Source organism: Streptomyces ardesiacus, assembly GCF_003112575.1.
GTDB classification, from domain to species: domain Bacteria; phylum Actinomycetota; class Actinomycetes; order Streptomycetales; family Streptomycetaceae; genus Streptomyces; species Streptomyces ardesiacus.
Genome location: NZ_BEWC01000008.1, coordinates 619,448 through 639,837 on the forward strand (window position 1 = coordinate 619,448; position 20,390 = coordinate 639,837).

The window sequence follows — 20,390 nt, forward strand, 5'->3', positions numbered from 1 at the left end:
CCGGGCAGCCGGTCGGACACCTGGTCGCCTCACAGAGCGGACGGCACCAGCCAGACCGTCGCCAGCGGGGGCAGCGTCAGCCGGATGCTCCCGTCCTCCGGCTCGACCGGGTCCGGGTTGGTCACGCCGCTGCCGCCGTACTCCTCCGCGTCGGTGTTGAGCACCTCCTGCCAGGCGACGGCCTCGTCGCCGACCGCGAGCCCGTACCCGTGCCGGACGACGGGGGAGAAGTTCGACACCGCCAGCAGCGGCGTGCCGTCCGCGGCGTACCTCAGGAACGCGAAGACGTTGTCCTCGGCCGCGTCCACCGACACCCACCGGAAACCGGCCGGGTCGGTGTCGCGCTGCCACAGGGCGGGGGTGAGCGCGTAGCGGGTGTTGAGTGCGCGGACCAGGTCCCGCACCCCGCGGTGGTCCGCCGCCGAGTGGTACCCCTCGTCCAGCAGCCACCACTCCGGGCCCTGCTTCTCCGACCACTCGGCGCCCTGCGCGAACTCCTGCCCCATGAACAGCAGTTGCTTGCCGGGGTGGGCCCACATGAAGCCCAGGTAGGCGCGCACGTTCGCCCGCCGCTGCCACCAGTCGCCCGGCATCTTCGACACCAGCGCCTGCTTGCCGTGCACCACCTCGTCGTGCGAGATCGGCAGCACGTAGTTCTCGCTGTACGCGTACACCATCGAGAAGGTCATCTCGTGGTGGTGGTACTTGCGGTGCACCGGCTCGTGGGCGGCGTACTCCAGCGAGTCGTGCATCCAGCCCATGTTCCACTTCAGGCCGAAGCCGAGCCCGCCGGTGTCGGTGGGCCGGGTCACCCCGCCCCACGCCGTCGACTCCTCGGCGATGGTCACCACGCCGGGGCAGCGCCGGTAGACGGTCGCGTTCATCTCCTGGAGGAACGCCATCGCCGCCAGGTCCTCCCGGCCGCCGTACTGGTTGGGCTCCCACTGCCCGGAGTCGCGCGAGTAGTCCAGGTAGAGCATCGAGGCGACCGCGTCCACGCGCAGCCCGTCGATGTGGAACTCCTCGCACCAGTACACGGCGTTCGCCACGAGGAAGTTGCGCACCTCGGTCCGCGCGAAGTCGAAGGTGTACGTGCCCCAGTCCGGGTGCTCCGCGCGCCGGGAGTCCCCGGGCTCGTACAGCGGGTCCCCGTCGAAGCGGGCCAGCGCCCAGTCGTCCTTCGGGAAGTGCGCCGGCACCCAGTCCATGATCACGCCGATCCCGGCCCGGTGCAGCGCGTCGACCAGGTACCGGAAGTCGTCCGGGGAGCCGAGGCGGGCGGTCGGGGCGTAGAAGCCGGTGACCTGGTAGCCCCAGGACGGACCGTAGGGGTGCTCGGCGACCGGCATCAGCTCGACGTGGGTGAAGCCCAGGTCCTTCACGTACGCCGGCAGCTCCTCGGCCAGCTCGCGGTAGCCCAGCCCCGGCCGCCAGGACGGCAGATGCACCTCGTACACCGAGAACGGCGCCTCGTGCACGGGGGTGTCGGACCGGGTCCGCATCCATTCCGCGTCGCTCCACTCGTAGCGCGACGCGGTCACCACGGACGCGGTGTTCGGCGGCTCCTCGGCGGCGCGGGCCATCGGGTCGGCCTTGAGGAACCTGTGCCCGTACCGGGAGTGGATCTCGAACTTGTACCGGGTGCCCTCGCCGACCCCCGGCAGGAACAGCTCCCACACCCCGGACGAGCCCAGCGAACGCATCGGGAACGCGGTGCCGTCCCAGTGCGTGAAGTCGGCGGCGACCCGCACGCCCTGCGCGTTGGGCGCCCACACCGTGAACCGGGTGCCGGTCACGCCCTCGTGCGTCATCGGCTCCGCGCCCAGCGCCCGCCACAACTGCTCGTGCCGGCCCTCACCGATCAGGTGCAGGTCCAGCTCGCCGAGGGCGGGCAGGAAGCGGTACGGGTCGTGCGTCTCCTGCGGCTCGCCCTCCTCGTACGCCACCACGAGGGTGTACGCGGGAATCGCGGACAGCGGCAGGACGGCGGAGAACAGCCCGTCCCCCTCCGACGCGAGGGCGTGGCGCTCGCCGTCGACGACCACGCCCACCTCGCGGGCGAAGGGGCGCAGCGCCCGGAAGGCGATGCCGCCGGGCACCGGGTGGGCGCCGAGCAGGGCGTGGGGGTCGTGGTGGGCGCCCGCCAGCAGACGCCCGCGGTCGGCGGGGTCCAGGGGCGGTGCGGTCGCGCACGCACCGGGCGGGTGCGGGGCCGGGGCGGAGGGCTCGGGGATCGAGGTGTCGCGGAGGGCCACGGGTCAGTCTCCTCTCACGGCGAGTCGTTCGATCGCCGCCATGGGTACGGGAAGCCAGTCGGGGCGGTGCCGGGCCTCGTACAGCACCTCGTACACGGCGCGGTCCGTCTCGTAGGCGCGCAGCAGGCCGTGCTTCTTGCGGGGGTCCCAGCCGGCGCGGGCGGCGTAGCCCGCGCAGAACGCCTCCCGGCAGCGGCGCGCCCACTCGGGGCGCCACGGGCGGCGCTGCCGGGCGGCGTAGTCGAAGGAGCGCAGCATCCCTGCGATGTCGCGGACCGGGGAGTGGGCGCTGCGCCGTTCGGCCAGCGGGCGCGAGGGTTCGCCCTCGAAGTCGATGACGAACCAGTCCCGGCCGGCCCGCAGCACCTGGCCCAGGTGCAGGTCGCCATGGATGCGCTGGGCGGGCGGGCCCGAGTCGCAGGTGGACAGCGCCGCGAAGGCCGCCCGCAGACCGGGGACGAAGGGCTGCAGCGCCGGTACGCAGTGCGCGGCCGCGGTGAGCCGCTCCGTCATCGCCGCGGCCGTACGCCCGTTCTCGCCGGGGGCGCCGACCGGGAAGGCGGAGGCCAGCGCGAGGTGCACGTCGCCCATCGCCCGCCCCAGCTCGTGCGCCTGCACGGTGAACTCGTCCCCGGCGGCGAGCGCGTTCAGGGACAGCGTCCAGCCGTCGGAGGCGCCGTGCAGGAACGGCTGGAGCACGCCGAGCGTCGCCCCGTAGGGATGGGTCGTGCGCATCCACGCCACCGGCGCCGGGACCCGGCCGCAGCCCTGCCGGGCCAGCGCGTCCGGCACCTCCAGGTCGGGATTGACGCCGGGCTGGATGCGCCGGAACAGCTTCAGGATGAACTCGTCGCCGTAGATCAGCGAGGAGTTGGACTGCTCGGCGTCCAGCAGCCGCGGGACGAGACCGCCCGGCACCGGACGCGCGGGGTCGGCCTCGAAGCGCAGCGGGCCCGCCTTGCCCGGGTGCCGCAGCCGGTCCAGCAGGAGCTGGGCGGTCCGGGGGTCGTGCAGCGCGTCGTAGACCGTGCGCCCGGCCAGCGGACCGTCCTGCACCTGCCCGATGATCGCCCGTCCCAGGCGCGGCGACGGCTGCTCGCGCACGCCGAGCAGCAGTTGGTAGCAGTCCCCGGCCGGGGGAGTGCCGCCGGGAGAGGGCACGGAGCCCTGCCCTGTCTGCACCAGGAGGTGCAGACAGCCGGGGAACAGCTCGGTCATCGACAGCAGACCCAGCTCGGCCACGGGCCGGTCCTTGCCGGCGAACCAGCGCTGGCGCGGCAGCCACTGGCGCAGCAACTCGCCGAGCGACGCCATCGGCTCGGCGAGCTGCCCGCGTCTGGGGCGCAGGGGTGCGGTCTTCGGCATGGTGACGCGTCCTTTCCTCGGCCCACGCTCAAGCGCGGCGGCCGATGCGGGATGCGACTCGGGTGAGCCGGAACCAGTAGAAGCCGTGGCCCCCGAGGGTCAGCAGGTACGGCAGGTCACCGATGGCGGGGAAGCGGACGCCGCCGAACAGCTCGACGGGGTGGCGTCCGGCGAACTCGCGCAGGTCCAGTTCGGTGGGCTGGGCGAACCGCGCGAAGTTGTTCACGCACAGCACCAGGTCGTCCTCGTACTCGCGCAGGAAGGCGAGCACGGCCGGGTTGGACGAGGGCAGCTCGGTGTAGGTGCCGAGGCCGAAGGCGGGGTTCTGCTTGCGGATCTCGATCATGCGCCGGGTCCAGTGCAGCAGGGACGAGGGCGAGGCCATGGACGCCTCGACGTTCGTCACCTGGTAGCCGTAGACCGGGTCCATGATCGTGGGCAGGTAGAGGCGCCCCGGGTCACAGGTCGAGAAGCCCGCGTTGCGGTCCGGGGTCCACTGCATGGGGGTGCGCACGGCGTCGCGGTCGCCGAGCCAGATGTTGTCGCCCATGCCGATCTCGTCGCCGTAGTAGAGGATCGGCGATCCCGGGAGGGCGAGGAGCAGGGCGGTGAACAGCTCGATCTGGTCGCGGTCGTTGTCCAGCAGGGTGGCGAGCCGCCGCCGGATGCCGATGTTGGCGCGCATCCGCGGGTCCTTGGCGTACTCCGCGTACATGTAGTCGCGCTCTTCGTCGGTGACCATTTCGAGGGTCAGCTCGTCGTGGTTGCGCAGGAAGATGCCCCACTGGCAGCCGGAGGGGATGGCCGGGGTCTTGGCGAGGATTTCCGAGACCGGGTAGCGGGACTCGCGGCGCACGGCCATGAAGATGCGGGGCATGACGGGGAAGTGGAAGGCCATGTGGCACTCGTCGCCGCCGCTGGCGTAGTCGCCGAAGTAGTCGACGACGTCCTCGGGCCACTGGTTGGCCTCCGCCAGCAGCACCGTGTCCGGGTACTGCGCGTCGATCTCGCGGCGCACCCGCTTGAGGAACGCGTGGGAGGCGGGCAGGTTCTCGCAGTTGGTGCCCTCCTCGGCGTACAGGTAGGGCACGGCGTCGAGACGGTAGCCGTCCACGCCCAGGTCGAGCCAGAACTTCAGGGCGGCCAGCATCTCCTCCTGCACGGCCGGGTTCTCGTAGTTGAGGTCCGGCTGGTGGGAGAAGAACCGGTGCCAGTAGTACTGGCCCCGGACCGGGTCGTAGGTCCAGTTGGAGGCCTCGGTGTCGACGAAGATGATCCGGGCGTCGGCGTACCGGGTGTCGTCGTCGGCCCAGACGTAGTAGTCGCCGTAGGGGCCGTCGGGGTTCTTGCGGGACTCCTGGAACCACGGGTGCTGGTCGCTGGTGTGGTTCATGACGAAGTCGATGATCACGCGCATGCCGCGCTGGTGGGCCGCGTCGACGAACTCGACGAAGTCGGCGAGGTCGCCGAACTCGGGCAGGACGGCGGTGTAGTCGGAGACGTCGTACCCGCCGTCGCGCAGGGGCGACTTGAAGAAGGGCGGGAGCCAGAGGCAGTCCACGCCGAGCCATTGCAGGTAGTCCAGTTTGGCGGTCAGGCCCTTGAGGTCGCCGACGCCGTCGCCGTTGCTGTCCTGGAAGGAGCGGACGAGGACCTCGTAGAAGACGGCTCGTTTGAACCAGTCCGGGTGCCGTTCCCCCGCGGGGGTGTCCTCGAAGGTGTCCGGCACGGGCTCGTTGACGGTCATGAGGCTCCTGCCCCTCCGTTCTGCGGCGCGCCGGCGGACGGCCGCCGGACGTGGAAGACGTGGGCGGGGGCCAGGCCGGGCTCGAGCCGCACGTAGTTCGTCCGGCCCCAGTGATAGGTCCGTCCCGTGAGTTCGTCGTGAACCGGAACGGACTCGTGCCAGTCCAGGCCGAGTTGCGGCATGTCGAGCGAGATCGTGGCCTCCTGGGTGCGGTGCGGATCGAGGTTGGCGACCACCAGGACCACGTCGGACCCGGCGCGCTTGCTGTAGGCGATGAGCGCGTCGTTGTCGGTGTGGTGGAAGCGGAGGTTCCGCAGCTGGTGCAGCGCGGGATGGGCGCGCCGGATGGTGTTGAGGCGGGTGATGAGGGGGGCGATGGTGGTGCCCTCGCGTTCGGCGGTGGCCCAGTCGCGGGGTTTGAGCTGGTATTTCTCGCTGTCGAGGTATTCCTCGCTGCCGGGGTGGAGGGGGGTGTTCTCGCAGAGTTCGTAGCCGCTGTAGATGCCCCAGGCGGGGGAGAGGGTGGCGGCGAGGACGGCGCGGACCTCGAAGGCGGGGCGGCCGCCGTGCTGGAGGTAGGCGTGGAGGATGTCGGGGGTGTTGGTGAAGAAGTTGGGCCGCATGTAGGCGGCGGCGTCCCCGGTGAGTTCGGTGAGGTACTGCGTCAGTTCCTGTTTGGTGTTGCGCCAGGTGAAGTAGGTGTAGGACTGCTGGAAGCCGATCTGGGCGAGGGTGTGCATCATCGCGGGGCGGGTGAAGGCCTCGGCCAGGAAGATCACGTCGGGGTCGGTGCGGTTGACGGTGGCGAGGACGCGTTCCCAGAAGGCGACGGGTTTGGTGTGGGGGTTGTCGACGCGGAAGATGCGTACGCCGTGGTCCATCCAGTGGCGCAGGATGCGGACGGTTTCGGTGACGAGTCCGTCGGGGTCGGTGTCGAAGGCGACGGGGTAGATGTCCTGGTATTTCTTGGGCGGGTTCTCGGCGTGGGCGATGGTGCCGTCGGGGCGGTGGTGGAACCAGTCGGGGTGTTTGTGGACCCAGGGGTGGTCGGGGGAGCACTGGAGGGCGAAGTCGAGGGCGATTTCGAGGCCGTGGCGGGTGGCTTCGGTGACGAAGTGGTCGAAGTCGTCGAGGGTGCCGAGGGCGGGGTGGACGGTGTCGTGGCCGCCTTCGGGTGAGCCGATGGCCCAGGGGACGCCGACGTCGTCGGGGGTGGCGGAGAGGGTGTTGTTGCGGCCTTTGCGGTGGGTGGTGCCGATGGGGTGGACCGGGGGGAGGTAGACGACGTCGAAGCCCATGGCGGCGATGGCGGGCAGGCGGCGGGCGGCGGTGCGGAAGGTGCCGTGGGGGTGTTCGGGGGTGCCCTCGGAGCGGGGGAAGAATTCGTACCAGGCGCCGTAGAGGGCGCGTTCGCGCTCGACGAGCAGGGGGAGCGGTTCGGAGGAGGTGACCAGGTCGCGCAGGGGGTGGCGGGCCAGGACCGCGTCGACCTGAGGCGTCAGCGCCGCCGCCAGCCGGGTGGCCACCGGAAGCGTGTCGTCCAGCAGGGTCCCGGCCGCCGCCAGCAGCACCGCGCGCCCCGACTCCGCCGGTACGCCCGCGGCGGCGCGCCGGAACAGCTCCGCGCCCTCCTCCAGGACGAGGCCGGTGTCGATGCCGGCCGGGATCTTGATCCGCGCCGCGTGCCGCCAGGTGGCGACGGGGTCGCTCCACGCCTCCACCCGGTACGTCCAGTTGCCCGGTGCCCCCGGCGTGACCTCGGCGCCCCAGCGGTCGGTGCCCGGGGCCAGCTCCCGCATGGGCGTCCAGGGGCCCGGACGGCCCTCGGGGTCCTTCAGTACGACGTTGGCGGCCACCGCGTCGTGCCCCTCCCGGAACACGGTCGCGGTGACCTCGAACGTCTCTCCCGTCACCGCCTTCGCCGGGCGCCTGCCGTTCTCCACCACCGGGTGGACGTCCCGGACCGGGATACGTCCGATCTCCACGCTCGCACTCATCCGCATCTCACCTCCGCCGTGCTCGTGGCCGGGCGCGGGCCCGGCCGACTGGGTTGGGCCGTTCGGGTCAGGCGGCGCCCGAGGGGGCCTTGTGCCCCGCCGGGGAGAGCCGCTCCGGCCGTTCCTGCGCAGGGGTGAGCAGGTTCGTCCGCAGATACCTTTCGGCAGCGTCCGCCGCCTCGCGCGCGCACCGCTTCCCCATCAGCACGCAGAGGGTGTATCCGGAGTCCTCGAAGGTGGCCCGGACGGTGACGTCCGCGGGGGACGCCAACATTGAGCGTTCCCAGGCGCGGTAGTGCCGCAGCTTCCGGGCGACTTCGCTCTTCGCGGGGAGCAGCATGGCCGGTCACCTTCCGGGCGGTCCGGGGTACGGACGATCGGGTGTGGACGTTCGGCTCCGGCCGAACGGCCGGGCAGGGGGTCGATCGGCGCAGGGGCGAACGAGTTCTTCACACATGGTGCACGGGTGGTGACACCCCGTCTTGTTGGATCTTCAACTGCTTTTCGTGCCCCGCTTCCGGCCCGGTCCCGGGCCCGATCCCGGCTCCGAACTGCTCGTGTTGCACGAATGGACTACCGCTCCCACTCTGGAGTGACTCAGAAGCGACCAGCGCTCACGCTTCGTGATCGGGGAGCCCGTCCCCCCACGGGACGAGGAGGAGCGAGAGTCTTCGCGGTGAGGAGCCACGACGATGAAGACCGCAGTGCCCTGCTACTACCACCTCGACGTGGAAGTGAGCCCGGAACGGGTCGGACAGGTCAGGCGCATCCTGGCCGCCCACCTCCGGTTCTGGAACCTGGAGAACCTCGTCGAACCCGTCTGCTCGGGCGCCGAGATGCTGCTGCTGGCGATCGACGAGCACGCGAGCGACAAGAACACGTCGATCGAGATGTGGTGGAACCGCCAGCACCTCATCACGGCCGTAGGGGGCAACGACCAGGCGCTCCGTCCCGACCAGGACCTGCGCACCTGTCTGCAGCACCTCGCCGCCAACAGCGACGGCTGGGGCTGCTGCGCCACCGACACCGGCGCCAAGGTCATCTGGTTCTCGCGCCGCGCCCGCGCCGGCGAACGCGTCCCGCTGGTCGCGACGGATCCCGAGCCGATCACCCAGGAGGGGCTGGAAGTGCCGCGAGAGATCATGCCCGTGGCCCGGGCGGCCGGGTGGGCCCGTACGTCCGGCGGCATCCTGGAGGAGGCCCGGTGACCCGCGCCAGGCCGAACTGGAAGGGGTCGCCCGTGTGGAGCGGGCACCCCTACCCGCTGGGCGCCGCGTACGACGGACAGGGCACCAACTTCGCCCTGTTCAGCGAGGTCGCCGAGCGGGTCGACCTCGTGCTCGTCGACGACGACGGCCACCACAGCACCGTCCCGCTGCCCGACGTGGACGGCTTCGTCTGGCACTGCTACCTGCCCGGCGTCGGCCCGGGACAGCGCTACGGCTACCGGGTCCACGGCCCGTGGGCCCCGGCCGTCGGCCACCGCTGCAACCCGGCGAAGCTGCTCCTCGACCCCTACACCCGGGCCGTGGACGGGCTGGTGGACAACCACGCCTCCCTCTTCGAGCGGGCCAGGGGCAAGGCCGACCCGGGCGACAGCGCCGGGCACACCATGCTCGGCGTGGTCACCGACCCCTTCTTCGACTGGGGCGACGACCGCCCGCCCAGACGCCCGTACTCGGAAAGCGTCATCTACGAGGCCCACGTCCGCGGACTCAGCCGCACCCACCCCGACGTGCCCGAGGAACTGCGCGGCACCTACGCGGGCCTCGCGCACCCGGCGGTCGTCGACCACCTCACCTCCCTCGGCGTGACCGCCGTGGAGCTGATGCCGGTGCACCAGTTCGTGCACGACGGGGTGCTCCAGGACCGGGGGCTGTCCAACTACTGGGGCTACAACACCATCGGCTTCTTCGCGCCGCACAACGGCTACGCCGCCCTCGGCACCCGCGGCCAGCAGGTCAGCGAGTTCAAGTCGATGGTCAAGACCCTGCACGCGGCCGGCCTCGAAGTGATCCTCGACGTGGTCTACAACCACACCGCCGAGGGCAACGAGAGGGGCCCCACCCTCTCCTTCCGCGGCATCGACAACGCCTCGTACTACCGCCTGGTGGACGGCGACTGGCAGCACTACTACGACACCACCGGCACCGGCAACAGCCTGCTGATGCGCCACCCCTACGTGCTCCAGCTCATCATGGACTCCCTGCGGTACTGGGTCACCGAGATGCACGTCGACGGCTTCCGCTTCGACCTCGCGGCCACCCTGGCCCGGCAGTTCCACGAGGTGGACCGGCTGTCCGCGTTCTTCGACCTCATCCAGCAGGACCCGGTGATCAGCCGCGTCAAGCTGATCGCCGAGCCCTGGGACGTCGGCGAGGGCGGCTACCAGGTGGGCAACTTCCCGCAGCTGTGGTCGGAGTGGAACGGCAAGTACCGCGACGCCGTACGGGACTTCTGGCGCGCCGAGGAGCACACGCTCGGCGAGTTCGCCTCCCGGCTGACCGGCTCCTCCGACCTGTACCAGCACAGCCGCCGCCGTCCGCGCGCCAGCGTCAACTTCGTCACCGCGCACGACGGGTTCACGCTGCGCGACCTCGTGTCGTACAACGACAAGCACAACGAGGCCAACGGCGAGGACAACCGGGACGGCGAGAGCCACAACCGGTCCTGGAACTGCGGCGCGGAGGGCGAGACCAGGGATCCGGCGGTGCGGGAACTGCGCGGCCGGCAGCAGCGCAACTTCCTGGCCACGCTGCTGCTGTCCCAGGGCATCCCGATGATCTGCCACGGCGACGAACTGGGCCGCACCCAGGGCGGCAACAACAACGCCTACTGCCAGGACAACGAGACCTCCTGGATCGACTGGCGGCTCGACGACGAGCAGCGCGCGCTGCTGGACTTCGCCCGGCGCCTGATCGCCCTGCGCGCCGACCACCCGGTGCTGCGCCGGCGGCGCTTCTTCCTCGGGGAAACCCTCACCCACGCGGACCAGCCGCTGCCCGACCTGGTGTGGCTGCGGCCGGACGCGCGGGAGATGAGCGACGACGACTGGCAGCGCGCCGACGCGCACACGGTCGGCGTCTTCCTGAACGGCGACGCGATCGCCGAACCCGACGCCCAGGGCCGGCCGGTGGTCGACGACTCCTTCCTGCTGCTGCTCAACAGCCACTGGGAGCCGGCCGACTTCCGGCTGCCCGACGCCACCTACGGCGAGCGCTGGACGGCCCTGGTCGACACCGCCGACCCGGAGGGCGTCCCCGACGAGGCCGAGCACAAGGCGGGCACCAGGCTGACCGTCGAGCAGCGCAGCCTCGTGCTGCTCTCCCGGCCCTCCCGCAGCGGCCGGTGAGCCGGTGGGATCAACCGTCCAGACGGCGCGCGGTCACCGTGAACTGCGCGCCGTCGGCGTCCCGGAGCACCGCCTCGTCCGCCCGCAGGGAGAGCACGCTGCCCCCGTGCCGCTCCGCGGCGCGGGCGCAGGCCGCGACGTCCTCGACCGCGAAGTGGACCTGCCAGTGCGGCCGCACCGCCGGGTCCGGGGCCGCTCCCAGCGCCCCCGACTCGATGCGGGCCACGACCTCGCCCTCGTGGCGCAGGACCACCTCGTCGCCCTCGTACCGGACCTCGCAGCCCCGGCCCGAGGCCCATTCGAAGATCTCGCCGTAGAAGATCGCGGCGTCGAAGGCGTCGCGGGTGTGCAGCCGGATGAAGGCGGGACGCTTGGTGCGCCAGGTGTCCCAGTCGGAGAACAGCTCGCCCTCCCAGATCCCGAACGTCGCGCCGTCCCGGTCGGCGAGCAGGGCCGCCCGCCCCGGCGGCAGGGAGATCGGCCCGACCGCGGCCGTGCCCCCGCGCTCCTGCGCACGCGACGCGGCCTCGTCCGCGCTGCGCACCGCGAAGTACGGCGTCCAGGCCACCGCCATCTGCCACATCGCGGCGACGGCGGCGATCCCGGCCACCGGCACCCCGTCGGCCAGAGCGATGCGGAAGGGCTCGCCCAGCCGGACGGGCCGCCACTGCCAGCCCAGCACGGCGGAGTAGAACTCCTCGGTTGCCTTCAGGTCACGGCTGGTGAGACTCACCCAGCAGGGGGCTCCGTACACGGAGTGCGTGGACAGCAGGCCGTCCCCGCGGGCGGAGGAGGTCATGTCGTGGTTCATGGCAGTCGTGTCCTGATCTCGTCCACCGGCAGCCACCGGCTCCACACCGGTGTCCGGCCGGGAGTGCGGCGGGCGCCTGGCGAGTACCCCGCACCCGGCCCCGAAACGGTGGCGCGCCCCGCCCGGACCGCCCGGTGGCGCGAGGCGTCGGGGCTGGTGAGGATGGAGGCCCGGAGGTGACCATGCCCCCCACCGACGCGCACCCGGCACCCGGCCCGGGCCCGGATTCCGACGCGGACCAGATCTTCCGGCTGCAGGAGCAGGTCCGGCAGCTCAAGGAGGCGGTCGTCTCGCACGCCGTCGTCGACCAGGCGATCGGTGTGATCGTCGTCCTCGGCGCGGTGTCGCCGGACGAGGGATGGATCGTCCTGAAGGAAGTTTCCCAGCATACGAACATCAAACTCCGCAATGTGGCGGAAACGGTACTCATCTGGGGGCGCACCGGAGTGATGCCGCCGGAAATCCTGGCCGCACTGGAGGACCGCCTGGGGCGGCCCGTGGACGAAGGGCGCGCGCTCAGCGGGCCTCCGCCAGGATCTCCTCGCGGATCCGGTCGAAACAGCCGGTGAGCAGCCGCGAGACGTGCATCTGGGAGATGCCGAGCTGCTGGGCGATGCGGCTCTGCGTCATTCCGCCGAAGAAGCGCAGGTAGAGGATGGTGCGCTCGCGCTCGGGCAGCGCCTCCAGGCAGGGCCGCACGGCCACCCGGTCCACGACCGCGTCGAAGGCGGGGTCGGGGCCGCCCAGCGCGTCACCGAGGGCGTACCCGTCGGTGCCGGGCATCTCCGCCTCCAGCGACAGAGCCGAGAAGCACTCCAGGGCCTCCATGCCGGTGCGCACGTCGACCGTGGTCAGGTGCGCGTGCTCGGCGATCTCCTCGACGGTCGGCGCGCGGCCCGGCGTGGTCTGCGCCAGCTCCTTCGCCGACTTGCGGACCCGGTTGCGCAGGTCCTGGATGCGGCGCGGGACGTGCAGCGTCCACATGTGGTCGCGGAAGTGCCGTTTGATCTCCCCGGTCACGGTCGGCACGGCGTACGCCTCGAAGGCGTGGCCGCGCCGGGGGTCGTAGTGGTCGACGGCCTTGACCAGGCCCAGGGCCGCCACCTGGTAGAGGTCCTCCAGGTTCTCGCCGCGGCCCCGGAAGCGGACGGCGATCCGCTCCGCCATGGGCAGCCACACCCGGATCAGTTCGTCCCGCAGCGCCTTGCGCTCGGGTCCCTCGGGCAGCCCGGCGAGCCGGTCGAACGCCGCGGCCGTGTCGGGGGCGTCGTCGTGCGGGTGGGGCTGGGTTCTGCCGGCGACACGCATCACGCGCACCTCCCTCAGCAGGGGTGCTGGCAAGTCCTCGTATATATGGATACTGAGCGCGAATGTCCCGGACGGCCACTCGAACGGCTGCATACCGGTGACCGGGCGGCCGCCCCGTCGCCGGACGTGATGTGCGGCACGCTCCGGGTGACTGCGTGGACCGGTGCCGGCGGATCCTCCCTGGGCAGCGCTTGATCGTCGATCAAAAGGGGCGAAGGTGCTGGCCACGGCGCATTCCGCTCATTTGACAGTGCGATCGGCGCACAGATAGGAAGCAGCGTCGAGAGGTCGAGAGGGGCACCGTGTACGAGCCGAACGTGGTCGGGGACTGGCAGGAGTACGACGAGCACGCCGGCCTGCGGGTCCGAGTCCACCGCCTGGAGCCGGCCGAGCCGCCGCGCGGGCGGGACGACGCCGCGGAGGGGCTGACGTACTTCCGGGTCCGGGTGACCGTCGAGAACCGGGGCGGACGCCACCTCGGCATCCACCTGGAGGACGGCCAGGTCGACGTGCGGATCGGCCCCGACGGGGAGAGCGCCTTCCTCGACTGGCGCAACTCCCAGTTCATCGAGGGCTTCGACGTCTACCCGCTGCGCCGGGCCACCGCCGTGCTCTACGGCGCCGGCCCGGAGGCGAGCCTGAGCCAGGTGGACGTCCAGGTGCAGCTCAGGGTGGACGAGGAGTGGGCCGACCGCCGGCTGTGGAGCGGGGCGCTCGGGCTGCCCGACGGGGCCGGCGCCGTGCCGTGCGGCACGGCACGGGACGAGGGTGTGGCGCACCAGGTGAGCGCCTTCCTGCGGGGCCGGTCGGAGGACGGCTCCGCCTGACCCGCCCGGCCCGCCGGGTCTCAGTGCGCGATGCCGTCGATGATCTCCCGGGCACCCTGCCGCAGCAGGGTCACCGCGACCGAGGTGCCCAGGGTCGCCGGGTCGAGCCGGCCCGCCCACTCGTGGGCGTCCAGCCGGGTCTTGCCGTCCGGGGTGAAGACGCAGGCCCGCAGCGAGAGTTCCCCGCCGCTCTCCACGCGGGCCAGTCCCGCGACGGGGCTGTTGCAGTGCCCCTGCAGGACGTGCAGGAACATGCGTTCCGCCGTCGCCTCCCGGTGTGTGCGGGGGTCCCCGAGGCCGCTCACCGCGTCGATCAGGCCGCTGTCGTCCTCGCGGCACTGCAGGGCGAGGATGCCCGCGCCGATCGGCGGCATCATCGTCTCGGGGGAGAGGACCTCGCTGATCACGTCGCTCCGGCCGATGCGCCGCAGACCGGAGACGGCGAGCAGCAGCGCGTCCGCCTCCCCCGCGGCGAGCTTCGCCAGCCGCCGGTTGGCGTTGCCGCGGAAGGGCACGCAGCGCAGGTGCGGGTGGGCGGCCGCCAGTTGGGCGACACGGCGCACCGAGGACGTGCCGACGCGTGTGCCCTCCGGCAGCTCGTCCAGGGTGAGCCCGTCCGGGTGGACGAGCGCGTCCCGCACGTCGTCCCGTTCGAGGAACGCGGCGAACACCGTACCCGCGGGCAGCGGCCGGTCGGCGGGCACGTCCTTGAGGCAGTGCACCGCGAGATCGGCCTCGCCCGACAGCAGCGCGGCGTCCACCTCCTTGGTGAACGCGCCCTTGCCCTCCACCTGGGACAGGTCGCCGAGCCACTTGTCGCCGGTGGTGCGCACCGGGACGACCTCGGTGCGCACGCCGGGGTGGAGGGCGGCCAACTCGGCCCGTACGCGCTCGACCTGGGCCAGCGCCATGGGGGAGTCGCGGGAGACGATGCGGATCGGCCGGAGGTCGGACATGGGGACACCATAGTGCGCGCCGGGGTTCTCAGGCATTCGGGTCGAAGGGGACGCCGGCGGGGCGGGCGGCGGCGAGGTGGGAGGCGAAACTCGCGTCCTTGAGGCCGAAGTTGGCGCTGCCGAAGTCGTGGGCGGTCAGCTTCTCGCGCAGGCCCGCCGGATAGCCGTTCCAGCCCACCAGGGGCGGGTACTGCCAGGTGCCCTCGTGGTTCTCCGGCGGCTCGTCGTTCGAGGTGGCCAGGCGGAAGCAGTGGGTGCTGATGCCGTCCTTGTGGTAGACGATCTTCGGGTGGGTGCCGTCGAAGCGGACGGCCGACCGCTCGTGCACGCTGAACGAGCCGTGGTTGGACGTCGACACGTACCGCACGGCGTCGTCCTTCACCCACACCACCACGTGCTCCCAGTCGTGCCGGTGGCCGCCGAGGCTCGTGCCGGGCAGGGCCTGGTCCTTCTCGAAGTAGAGACCGTACATGTAGGCGCACCAGTCGCCGTCGCACCGGGCGCGCGCGTAGCCGTTGGTGTTGTCCAGGTCGGAGGCGTCGCGGCAGTTGCCGTCGAGCGCCCCGGTGGGATTCAGCCCGCCGTTGACCGCACCGTCGGCGCCGATGGCCGGGGTCGGGTAGCAGCCGTCGGTGTCGTAGTCGTAGGCGGGCTGGTACCGCAGCTCCAGGCTGTCGGCGTTGGCGGGCAGTCCCGGCGGCGGGGCGGCGAGGGCGGTGGCGGGGAAGGCCAGGACGAGGGCGAGGGCGCCGAGCGGCGCGGCGAGCCATCTGGGGCGGGGCGTTGCGGCGGTACGCGAGAACATCGCGTCCTCCTCGGGGAGCAGCCCAACGGCTGTGGGGGGAAGGGGAGTTCAGGTTCCCCTCTTTTCCCTCCCGCGCCAAGGGGGCCCGGGTGTCCCCGAGGTGAAGAGCAGCCCGACGCCGGGCGGCGCCGCACGCTCACACCAGGTCGTCCGGAACGTCCGCGGCCGACTCCTCGGGCGCCAGGTCCGGGCGGAGCCGGAGCCAGGACGGCTGGCGGAGCATGCCCTCGCGGGTGCGGGTGCTGAAGCGCACCTCGCCGACCAGCCGGGGCACGACCCAGCGCGCCCCCGGCACCGAGGGCACCGGGTCGAAGGGGCAGACGTCGCTCGCGGCGGCCGCCAGCAGCGCGGCCAGCTCGGCACGCTCACCCGCGCTCCAGCCGGTGCCGACCCCGCCGACGTAGCGCAGCCGGCCAGCGGCGCGCTGGCCGACCAGGACGGCGCCGGGGAGTCCGCCGAGCCGTCCCCTGCCGGGCAGCCAGCCGCCGACCACGACGTCCTCGCTGCGCATGTTGCGGATCTTGATCCAGGCCCGGGAGCGGACCCCGGGCTCGTACACCGAGTCCAGCCGCTTGCACACCAGCCCCTCCAGGCCGTGCTCGCGGGTGGCCCGCAGGGCCTGTTCGCCGTGGCCGACGAGTGCGGCCGGGGTCGACCACGACGGCCCGTTCAGACCGAGACCCGTCAGACGCTCGCGGCGGCCGGTGTAGGGGGTGCGCAGCAGGGAGCGGCCGGCCAGGTGCAGGGCGTCGAACAGCACCAGGTGGACGGGGACCTTCGCCGCCCGGTGCGCCGCCCGGCCCGGGGCGTGCGCGAGGCCCATCCGGGACTGGAGCAGCTGGAAGTCGGCGCGGCCCTGTTCGTCCAGGGCCAGCACCTCGCCGTCCAGCACGGCGGGGGTGTCGCCGAGCGCGGTGGCGAGCGGTGCCAGCTCCGGGTAGGCGCCGGTGATGTCGTGGCCGGAGCGGGCGCGCAGCAGGACGGTGCCGTCGCCGGGCAGGTAGACCACCACGCGCTGGCCGTCCTGCTTGGTCTCGTAGGCCCAGCGCGCGTCCTGTGCGGCGGGCGGCAGGGTGCCGGGGGTGGCGAGCATCGGAGGGATCAGCGGCAGCTCCACGGGTCAGTTCTCGACGGGCCCGGGTGCCGTCACGCGCGTTGTCCGCCAGGTTCGCCTGAACGGCGCCGGTCCCGGAGAGCGGGACCGGCGCCGTCAGGGACCGGGCGCGTCGGGGTCAGCGCGCCGAGGCGGGCTCCGCGGCGACACCGTCGGACGGCACCGGGCCGGCCGTCGAGCCGGCGGGGCGGTGCCGGGGGATGAAGGACGCGATGGCGAAGGCCAGCAGGGCCGCGCCGGCGCCGATGGCCATGACCACCTTGAACGCGTTCTCGGACGGCAGGGCGAAGCCGCCCAGGTCGATGGTCATCTGGGCCAGGATCACACCGGCGATGGCGCTGGCGACCGAGGTGCCCAGGGACCGCATGAGGGTGTTGAGGCTGTTGGCGGCGGCCGTCTCGCTCGGCGGCACCGCACCCATGATCAGCGAGGGCATGGCGCCGTAGGCGAAGCCGATCCCCGCGCTGATGACGCAGGAGACCAGGACCAGGTGCCAGACCTCGGACATCAGCACGATGTTCAGACCGTAGCCGGCCGCGACGATCAGGGCACCGATCATCAGCGTCACCTTCGGGCCGCGGGACCCCGAGACCTTCGCGGAGACCGGGGCGAACGCCATCATCACCAGGCCGGACGGCGCCATCACGAGACCCGTGGTCAGCAGGGAGCGGCCGAGCCCGAAACCGGTGGCCTCGGGCAGCTGCATCAGCTGCGGCAGGACCAGGGACATCGCGAACATCGAGAAACCGATGGCGACGGACGCCAGGTTGGTGAAGAGCACCTGGCGGCGGGCGGTGGTGCGCAGGTCCACCAGCGGCTCCGGGGTGTGCAGCTCCCACCAGCCCCAGACCAGCAGGATCACCACGGCCGCCGCGAACAGGCCGAGGGTGGTGCCCGAGGACCAGCCCCAGTCGCCGCCCTTGGAGATCGCCAGCAGCAGGCTCGCCAGGCCGGCGGCCATGCCGACGCCGCCGAGCAGGTCGAACCGGCCACCGGTGCGCACGGCCGACTCGGGCACCAGCGCCAGCACCAGGACCAGGGAGAGGGCGCCGAGCGCGCCGGAGAGCCAGAACAGCATGTGCCAGTCCAGCTTGTCCGCGATCAGCGCGGCCGCGGGCAGGCCGAGCGCGCCGCCGACCCCGAGGGAGGCGCTCATCACCGCGGTGGCGCCGGCCAGCCGCTCGGCCGGCAGCTCGTCGCGCATGATGCTGATGCCGAGCGGGATCACGGCGGCGGACAGGCCCTGCAGGGCGCGGCCGGCGACCATCGGGACCAGCGCGTCGCTCAGCCCGCAGACCACCGAGCCGCTGATCAGGAGTATCAGGCTGAGCAGCAGCATGCGCCGCTTGCCGAACATGTCGCCGAGCCGGCCCACGACCGGAGTGGCCACCGCGGAGGCCAGGAGCGTGGCGGTCACCGCCCAGGCCGCGTCCGAGGCCGACGCGTCCAGGAGCTTCGGCAGCTCCGGGATGATCGGGATGACCAGGGTCTGCATGAGCGCGACGACGATCCCGGCCAGGGCCAGTACCGCGACCACGGCGTTCGGCCGTGGTGTGGCGGGTGAAGCGGGCATGGAAGAGCCTTTCGAGCGAGGAAGCGATGAAGAGTGCCGTGGGTGTGGAAGCGGAACGCGATTATTTAAGTCAGTCGCTTGAAGTATCCTACGGGGTGGGGAGAGGACGTGCCCGCCCGGGCCGGGCAGCGCCCCGGCGGAGCCGCCCCGTAGGCTTCCGTGACAACCCGCCGTACGGCGGCGGACCTGCGACGACTCGAGGGACCGGTCGTCGCGGGCGGTGAGGAGAGGGTCCCGGCGCGGTGGTGAGCATGGCGGGCAGGACGGTCCGGGCGGAACAGGTCAGCGCGACCCGGCAGCTCATCCTGACCACCGCCGAGCGGCTGTTCGCCGAGCACGGTGTGTACGCCGTCTCCAACCGCCAGGTCAGCGAGGCCGCCGGGCAGGGGAACAACGCCGCGGTGGGCTATCACTTCGGCACGAAGGCGGACCTGGTGAGGGCCATCGCGGAGCGCCACTCGGAGCGGGTGGAGGAACTGCGCGCCCGGCAGCTCGCCGCCCTCGGCGACTCGTCCGACCTGCGCGACTGGGTGGACTGCCTGGTCCGTCCCCAGTTCGACCATCTGGCGGCCCTGGGCAGCCCCACCTGGTACGCGCGGTTCTGCGCCCAGGTCATGACCGACCCGGCGCTGCGGCCCATCATGACCGAGCAGTCCCGCGCGTCCGTCTCCCTGCGGTCGATCATCGAGGGGCGCAACCGGTGCATGCCCGCACTGCCGGACGAGGTCCGTGCGGAGCGGGGCGACATGGCCCGCCACCTCATCGTGCACACCGCCGAGGAGCGGGAGCGGGCCCTGGCGGAGAACCGGCCGACCCCGCGCGCGAGCTGGCAGGACGCCGCCGACGGCCTGGTGGACGCGATCGTGGGCATGTGGCTGGCGCCCGTCACGCCCCGGTGCGGACGCTGACCGGCCCGCTCGCACGCCGGTGGCGTCCGTCGCCGGCCGTGTCGCCGGGCCGGTCGGCTTCCGGGCCGGCGCACAGCCCGCGACCCGTCTCAGGCTCGAACGGTCCCGCGACCCGTCCAGCGAGGCCGCTCGCGCTCAGCGCACCAGCGCTCAGCGCGCACGGCCCGCTCGCGTAACAACCCGCACCTCCCGCCCGTGCTCAGCGCGCACCTCCCGGCCGGTGCTCAGCGCGCACGTCCCGGCCGCGCGCACTGCCTGCCCGCGCGCCCCGCGCACGTCCCGGCCCGCGCTCAGTGCGAAACGGCCGGTGTTCGGCGCCGCCGACCGGCTCGGGTCGGCGCCGACGGCCCGGCCGTGCCGGTGGCGGGTCCGCCGTCGGCGGGATTCGGCCACGGCCGGGCGGCCGGTCCGGCGATGGTGGGGAGCCACGTTCTTACCGTCGAGTAATATCGCGCGTCAGGCCCCCACGAGGAGGAACCGTGTCCCGGTCCGACCGCTCACCCCTGCTGCTCGCCGGCCTGCTGGCCACCGCGGGCGTCGCCCACTTCGCCCGGCCCCGCCCCTTCGACGCCACCGTCCCGCGCTCCCTGCCCGGCACGCCCCGGACATGGACGTACGCCAGCGGTGTCGCCGAACTCGCGCTCGCCGCCGGACTCGCCCTGCCCCGCACCCGCAGGGCCGCCGCGCTGGGCGCCGCCGCCTTCTTCGCCGGGGTGTTCCCCGCCAACGTCAAGATGGCCTGGGACTGGCGGCACCGCCCCGCCCCCCTCAGGGCCGCCGCCCTCGGACGGCTGCCCGTACAGGTGCCGCTCGTGCTGTGGGCCCGCGCCGTGGCCCAGGGCAGCGGAGAGCGGGCATGAGCGCGCTGCCCGCCGTGGGCGACACCGTCGGGGACTTCACGCTGCCGGACGAGACCGGCACTCCGCGCAGCCTGTCCGGGCTGCTCGCCGACGGCCCGGTCGTCCTGTTCTTCTATCCGGCCGCCCTGACCACCGGCTGCACCGCGGAGGCCTGCCGCTTCCGCGACCTCGCCGCCGAGTTCGCGGCGGTCGGCGCCCGGCCCGTCGGCGTCAGCAAAGACCCCGTCGAACGGCAGCAGGAGTTCGCCGGGCGCCACGCCCTCGGCATGCCGCTGCTGTCCGACGCAGACGGCGCGGTCCGCGGGCAGTTCGGGGTGAAGCGGGGTTTCGGGCCGATGCCCACGAAACGGGTCACCTTCGTCGTCGGGCAGGACCGCACCCTGCTGGAGGTCGTCCGCAGCGAGATCAGGATGAACGCCCACGCCGACCGCGCCCTCGCCGCGCTGCGCGCTCACCGACGGTGACGGGTCCACCTGCGCCCCGTCCCGGTTGATACCGCACCGTCCTGGCAT

The 20,390-nt window shown here is 72.5% G+C and carries 18 protein-coding genes; 7 read left to right on the forward strand and 11 right to left on the reverse strand.

Translation table 11 applies throughout. The annotated features are described in order from the left end of the window. Nucleotides 1-29: 29 nt before the first annotated feature. The 5 genes from glgB to Sdi02f_RS27895 form a co-directional block, all read right to left on the reverse strand. Nucleotides 30-2,255 (reverse strand): 1,4-alpha-glucan branching enzyme, encoded by a 2,226-nt coding sequence (glgB, locus tag Sdi02f_RS27875; protein ID WP_053665526.1) that lies wholly within the window; start codon nucleotides 2,253-2,255, stop codon nucleotides 30-32. Nucleotides 2,256-2,258: 3 nt separating this feature from the next. After that, nucleotides 2,259-3,620, reverse strand: coding sequence for a maltokinase N-terminal cap-like domain-containing protein (locus Sdi02f_RS27880; RefSeq protein ID WP_108934215.1), 1,362 nt, complete (start codon nucleotides 3,618-3,620; stop codon nucleotides 2,259-2,261). 28 nt (nucleotides 3,621-3,648) lie between these two features. Continuing rightward, entirely contained in the window at nucleotides 3,649-5,367 is a 1,719-nt protein-coding gene (treS, locus tag Sdi02f_RS27885; protein WP_108934216.1) for a maltose alpha-D-glucosyltransferase, read from the reverse strand. After that, entirely contained in the window at nucleotides 5,364-7,370 is a 2,007-nt protein-coding gene (locus Sdi02f_RS27890; RefSeq protein WP_108934217.1) for an alpha-1,4-glucan--maltose-1-phosphate maltosyltransferase, read from the reverse strand. The genes treS and Sdi02f_RS27890 overlap by 4 nt, the downstream gene beginning before the upstream one ends. Nucleotides 7,371-7,431: 61 nt before the next feature. Further along, a complete protein-coding gene (locus tag Sdi02f_RS27895; RefSeq protein WP_030403365.1) occupies nucleotides 7,432-7,704 on the reverse strand; it encodes a DUF5133 domain-containing protein in 273 nt (90 codons plus the stop codon). A 352-nt stretch (nucleotides 7,705-8,056) separates the two neighbouring features. On the opposite strand from Sdi02f_RS27895, the gene Sdi02f_RS27900 reads away from it, so the two are divergent. Both Sdi02f_RS27900 and glgX read left to right on the forward strand, forming a co-directional pair. Beyond that, the gene (locus Sdi02f_RS27900; protein ID WP_030403364.1) at nucleotides 8,057-8,572 is read left to right on the forward strand and encodes a hypothetical protein; all 516 of its coding nucleotides are present in this window, start codon (nucleotides 8,057-8,059) and stop codon (nucleotides 8,570-8,572) included. After that, complete coding sequence (gene glgX, locus Sdi02f_RS27905; RefSeq protein ID WP_031085611.1) at nucleotides 8,569-10,716, forward strand: glycogen debranching protein GlgX; 2,148 nt, start codon at nucleotides 8,569-8,571, stop codon at nucleotides 10,714-10,716. Before Sdi02f_RS27900 ends, glgX begins: the two co-directional genes overlap by 4 nt. Before the next feature lie 10 nt (nucleotides 10,717-10,726). On the opposite strand, the gene Sdi02f_RS27910 is transcribed toward glgX, so the two are convergent. Further along, nucleotides 10,727-11,527, reverse strand: a complete 801-nt coding sequence (locus Sdi02f_RS27910) for a VOC family protein (protein ID WP_030403362.1) — start codon at nucleotides 11,525-11,527, stop codon at nucleotides 10,727-10,729. Nucleotides 11,528-11,709: 182 nt separating this feature from the next. Between Sdi02f_RS27910 and Sdi02f_RS27915 the strand changes: the two genes are divergently transcribed. Beyond that, nucleotides 11,710-12,096 (forward strand): ANTAR domain-containing protein, encoded by a 387-nt coding sequence (locus Sdi02f_RS27915; RefSeq protein WP_051783587.1) that lies wholly within the window; start codon nucleotides 11,710-11,712, stop codon nucleotides 12,094-12,096. On the opposite strand, the gene Sdi02f_RS27920 is transcribed toward Sdi02f_RS27915, so the two are convergent. Continuing rightward, nucleotides 12,044-12,835: a SigB/SigF/SigG family RNA polymerase sigma factor gene (locus Sdi02f_RS27920; RefSeq protein WP_030403360.1), complete on the reverse strand. Its 792-nt coding sequence runs from the start codon at nucleotides 12,833-12,835 to the stop codon at nucleotides 12,044-12,046. The genes Sdi02f_RS27915 and Sdi02f_RS27920 overlap by 53 nt on opposite strands. Before the next feature lie 302 nt (nucleotides 12,836-13,137). Here Sdi02f_RS27920 and Sdi02f_RS27925 point away from each other — a divergent pair, with 302 nt between their 5' ends. Further along, nucleotides 13,138-13,662: a hypothetical protein gene (locus tag Sdi02f_RS27925; protein ID WP_030403359.1), complete on the forward strand. Its 525-nt coding sequence runs from the start codon at nucleotides 13,138-13,140 to the stop codon at nucleotides 13,660-13,662. A gap of 20 nt (nucleotides 13,663-13,682) precedes the next feature. Here the strand turns inward: Sdi02f_RS27925 and hemC are convergent, their stop codons facing one another. From hemC to Sdi02f_RS27945, 4 genes are all read right to left on the reverse strand, one after another. Then, the gene (gene hemC / locus Sdi02f_RS27930; RefSeq protein ID WP_055469831.1) at nucleotides 13,683-14,618 is read right to left on the reverse strand and encodes a hydroxymethylbilane synthase; all 936 of its coding nucleotides are present in this window, start codon (nucleotides 14,616-14,618) and stop codon (nucleotides 13,683-13,685) included. 28 nt (nucleotides 14,619-14,646) lie between these two features. After that, a complete protein-coding gene (locus Sdi02f_RS27935; RefSeq protein WP_108934218.1) occupies nucleotides 14,647-15,423 on the reverse strand; it encodes an NPP1 family protein in 777 nt (258 codons plus the stop codon). Between the two features lie 136 nt (nucleotides 15,424-15,559). Then, on the reverse strand, nucleotides 15,560-16,540 hold the full coding sequence (locus Sdi02f_RS27940; RefSeq protein WP_055469830.1) for an ATP-dependent DNA ligase: 981 nt from the start codon (nucleotides 16,538-16,540) through the stop codon (nucleotides 15,560-15,562). A gap of 115 nt (nucleotides 16,541-16,655) precedes the next feature. Then, nucleotides 16,656-18,110 (reverse strand): MFS transporter, encoded by a 1,455-nt coding sequence (locus Sdi02f_RS27945; RefSeq protein ID WP_030403355.1) that lies wholly within the window; start codon nucleotides 18,108-18,110, stop codon nucleotides 16,656-16,658. Nucleotides 18,111-18,361: 251 nt separating this feature from the next. Between Sdi02f_RS27945 and Sdi02f_RS27950 the strand changes: the two genes are divergently transcribed. From Sdi02f_RS27950 to Sdi02f_RS27960, 3 genes are all read left to right on the forward strand, one after another. Further along, on the forward strand, nucleotides 18,362-19,018 hold the full coding sequence (locus Sdi02f_RS27950) for a TetR/AcrR family transcriptional regulator (protein WP_031085604.1): 657 nt from the start codon (nucleotides 18,362-18,364) through the stop codon (nucleotides 19,016-19,018). A gap of 479 nt (nucleotides 19,019-19,497) precedes the next feature. Next, nucleotides 19,498-19,878, forward strand: coding sequence for a DoxX family protein (locus Sdi02f_RS27955; RefSeq protein WP_030403353.1), 381 nt, complete (start codon nucleotides 19,498-19,500; stop codon nucleotides 19,876-19,878). Continuing rightward, nucleotides 19,875-20,342, forward strand: coding sequence for a peroxiredoxin (locus Sdi02f_RS27960; RefSeq protein WP_108934219.1), 468 nt, complete (start codon nucleotides 19,875-19,877; stop codon nucleotides 20,340-20,342). Before Sdi02f_RS27955 ends, Sdi02f_RS27960 begins: the two co-directional genes overlap by 4 nt. Nucleotides 20,343-20,390: the final 48 nt, after the last annotated feature.